General features: G+C 67.7%; 2 protein-coding genes and 1 pseudogene. All 3 read left to right on the forward strand.

Annotation, left to right across the window (positions count from 1 at the left end):
• Window positions 1-216 (forward strand): annotated as a pseudogene (locus Q1K49_RS02665) (ABC transporter ATP-binding protein); the annotation flags it as partial.
• Window positions 217-228: 12 nt separating this feature from the next.
• Window positions 229-2,586, forward strand: a complete 2,358-nt coding sequence (locus tag Q1K49_RS02670) for an ABC transporter permease (RefSeq protein ID WP_300522485.1) — start codon at window positions 229-231, stop codon at window positions 2,584-2,586.
• A 102-nt stretch (window positions 2,587-2,688) separates the two neighbouring features.
• Window positions 2,689-3,936, forward strand: a complete 1,248-nt coding sequence (locus Q1K49_RS02675) for an HlyD family efflux transporter periplasmic adaptor subunit (RefSeq protein WP_300522482.1) — start codon at window positions 2,689-2,691, stop codon at window positions 3,934-3,936.
• Window positions 3,937-3,993 lie beyond the last annotated feature (57 nt).

A 3,993-nucleotide genomic window follows, 5' to 3' on the forward strand; every position in this document is an offset into this window, starting at 1 on the left:
GACGAGCCCACGGGAGCGCTGGACGTGAACACGGGAATCACCGTCCTCGAAGCGCTGGAGAGGGTGAACCGCGAGCTGGGCACCCTGGTGGTGCTCATCACCCACAACGCGGCCATCGCGGCCATGGCGGATCGGGTGATCTCCCTCTCGGCGGGGCGCATCGTCTCCGTCGCGCCCAACGCGACCCGCGTTCCCGCGCGGTCGCTCTCCTGGTGATCCGCCGTGCGGATGCTCGATCTGAAGCTTCTGCGGGACCTGCGGAACATGAAGGGACAGATGACCGCCGTGGTGCTGGTGATGGCCTGCGGCCTCACCATGATGATCATGGCCCGGGGACTCGTGGTCACGCTGGAGACCACGGAACGGAACTACTATACCTCGTCGCGCTTCGCGGATCTCTTCTGCGATCTCAAGCGGGCGCCCCGCTTCGTGGAGGCCCGCCTCGGGGAGATCTCCGGGGTGGCCGCCCTGGAGACGAGCGTCAAGGGCACGGTAGTGCTGGATCTTCCGGGCATGAAGGAACCCGCCGACGGGGTGATCCATTCCCTTCCCGACGGACGTCCGAGACGGCTGAACCGCCTCGTCCTCAAGGCGGGACGGCTTCCCGGGACGGACTCCCGGGACGAGGTGGTGGTGAGCGCGGGGTTCGCCGACGCCCACGGGTTCCGTCCGGGAGATCCGCTGGACTTCACCGTCTACGGCGTGCGGCGGCGCTTCCGCATCGTCGGGGTGGCCGTCTCTCCCGAGTACGTGTACGAAACGCGCCCCGGAGAGATGCTCCCCGATCCCCGGCGCTTCGCCGTCCTCTGGATGGGCGAACGGGAACTCTCCCGGGTGCTGGACCTGAACGGGGCGTTCAACAGCGTGGCGTTTCGCCTCGCGCCCGGGGCGGATCCGAAGAACGTCAAGGCCGCGGTGGACCGCATTCTCGAACCCTACGGGGGGCTTTCCTCCTACGACCGAACGCGGCATCCCTCGGCGAAGCTCCTGCGCGATGAGATCACCCAGCTCCGGGGCTTCTCCGTCGCCTTTCCCGTGGTGTTCCTGAGCATCGCCGCCTTCATGGTGAGCGCCGTGCTCTCCCGGCTCGTGCGGCTTCAGCGGGAACAGATCGCCCAGATGAAGGCCTTCGGCTACTCCCCCTTCGCCGTGGGGTTCCATTACGTGAAATTCGCCCTTGCGGCCGTGGGAATCGCCACCCTGCTCAGCGCCACCCTCGGCATGTGGGCGGGAAGCGCCTTCGCCGCCCTCTACCGCCGGTTTTTCCAATTTCCGTCCCTCCAGTTCGTCCCCGACTGGAGCGCCCTCGCGGCGGCTCTCGGCGCGAGTGCGCTCACATCGGTCCTGGGCGTGCTCGGCGCAGTACGCATGGCCGCCTCGCTCCCCCCCGCGGAGGCCATGCGCCCCGAGGCCCCGGCCAGGTTCACTCCCACCTTTCTGGAGCGGATCGGACTCCACGGCCTCGTCCCCCCGTCCTTTCGGATGGCCCTCCGGAACATGGAGCGCAAGCCCTGGCAGGCCCTGTTCACCGCCGTCGGCCTCGCCTTCGCCACGGCCATCCCCATCCTTCCGGGCGTCATGGGGGACGGCGTGGACTATCTCGTCGATTTCCAGTGGAACCGGGCGCAGCGGCAGGACGCGGTGGTCTCCCTCATCGAACCCGGGGACAACGGTGCTTTTCTCTCCCTCTCCCGTCTGCCCGGAGTGCTCTTCGCCGAGCCTTTCCGGGCCGTGCCGGTGCGCCTTCTCCACGGACACCGGCAGTGGGAGACGGCGATCACGGGGCTGCCCGCGTCCCCCCGGCTCAACCGTCTTCTGGACGAGCGGGAACGAGAGGTGCCCCTGCCGTCCTTCGGCCTGCTCCTCTCGGAGAAGCTCGCGGAACTCCTCCACCTCGTCCCCGGCGACGAGGTGCGCGTGGAAGTGCGGGAGGGGCGACGCCCGGTGCTGCACACCGTCGTTTCGGGAACCATCATGGATTTCTCCGGCGTCTCCGCCTACATGGAGATCGACGCGCTGCGGCGTCTTCTCGGCGAGGGGGACACCGTGAACGGAGCCTATCTGAAGGTGGATCCCTTTTACTGGGACGCCTTCTGGAAGCGAGTGAAGGGGATTCCCCGCATCGGGACGGTGACCACCACCTCCGGGGCGAAGGAAAATTTCAGTAGGACCACGAAGGAGATGATGGGCACCTCCCAGGCGCTCTACTTTGTCTTCGCCGTCATCGTCTCCTTCGGGGTGATCTACAACGGAGCGCGCATCGCCCTTTCCGAGCGGGCCCGGGATCTGGCGACCCTGCGCGTGCTGGGCTTCACCCGGCGGGAGGTGGCGACCATCCTCGTGCTGGAGCTGGCGCTGCTCACGGCGCTTTCCATCGCTCCAGGACTCTACCTGGGGGCGCGTCTGTCCGAGGCGGTGCTCGCCACGGCGAACACCGAGACCATGCGCTTTCCCCTGGTGCTGACCATCCGGACGTATGTCGTGGCGGTGCTCACGGTCCTGGCCTCCTCGTTCTTCTCCTTCGCCGTTGTGGGACGACGGATGGCGCGGCTCGATCTGCAGGCAGTGCTGAAATCCGCGGAATAGACAACACCGGAGGACCGGGCGGGAGCCGCCGGAAGGCGGAGGACTCGGTCCTGAAAAGTGCCCGTGCACGAACGATCCGTGCAAAGAGAGGTGATGCGGTTCATGGAATCCGGGACCGGAGCGAAGAACGCAAAGAGGCGACGCGACGGCGTCGGGAAAAAGGTGGCGGCCCTCGGCATTGCGGCCGCCCTTGTGGGCGGCGTGGTCTTTCTTCTGTGGCCGAAGCCGCTGGAGGTGGAAACGGCCCTCGTGGAGAAAGCGCCTCTGGTCGTGAGCGTCTCCGAGGAGGGGAAGACGCGGATACGGCACCGCTACACCGTCTCCGCCCCCGTGACGGGATTTCTCAACCGGATTCCTCTGCGGGCCGGGGATCCGGTCCGGACGGGGAAGACCGTTCTGGCGGTCATCGAGGCCGAGGCGTCGGGGCTGCTGACGCCCCGCTCCCGCGCCGAGGCGGAGGCCCGTCTGCGCACCGCCGAGGCGGCCCGGTCGCTCCGCAGATCCGAGCTGGACCGGGCGAGGGTGAACCTGGATCTGGCGCAAAAGCAGTTCCGGCGCCAGGACAGGTTGCTCCCCGCGGGAGGCATCTCCCAGCAGGAATGGGACATCGCCGAGACGGCCCTGCAGGTCGCCGCCAAGGACGCAAAGGCGACGGAGTTCGCCCTCCGCATGGCCGAGTTCGAGGTGGAACAGGCGAAATCCGCCCTGATCCAGGGAGAGGAAGGGGCGCCCCGCGCCGCATCGGTGCGCCTGCTCGCCCCCGTGGACGGATACGTCCTCAACGTGTTCGAGGAAAGCGCCCGGACGGTCTCCTCGGGAACGCCCCTCATGGAGGTGGGTGACCCCGACGACCTGGAGGGCGAGGTGGATCTCTTCTCCGTGGACGCGGCGGTGGTTCCCCCGGAGGCGGAGGTGCTCGTCGAGGGATGGGGCGGCGCCATGCCCCTGCGGGGACGTATCTCCCTGGTGGAGCACAGCGGCTTCACCAAGATCTCCGCCCTCGGCGTGGAGGAACAGCGCGTGAAGGCCCGGATCACCTTCCTCGATCCCGTGCCGCCGGGCTACCGCCTCGGAGATCGCTTCCGCATCCAGGCGCGCATCATTCTCCGCCGGAGCGACGATGCGCTCCAGGTACCGCTGGGCGCTCTCTTCCGGCAGGGCGGCGACTGGATGACCTTTGTGGTGCGCGAGGACAAGGCGTTCCTGCAGCGCGTGGAGATCGGCCAGAACGACGGCGTCGCCGCGGAAGTGCTCTCGGGGCTTTCCGAGGGTGACCGGGTCGTTCTGCATCCTTCGGAGAAGGTCGCCGACGGAGCCGCAGTGACGGAGAGAGGCGAGAAGAATCCCTGAGCACGTCCTGAACACGTTCGTGAGGGAGCAGCGCAGCAACAGGTGCTGCTGCATGAA

It is taken from the genome of Aminiphilus sp., assembly GCF_029975095.1.
Classification (GTDB): Bacteria; Synergistota; Synergistia; order Synergistales; family Aminiphilaceae; genus Aminiphilus.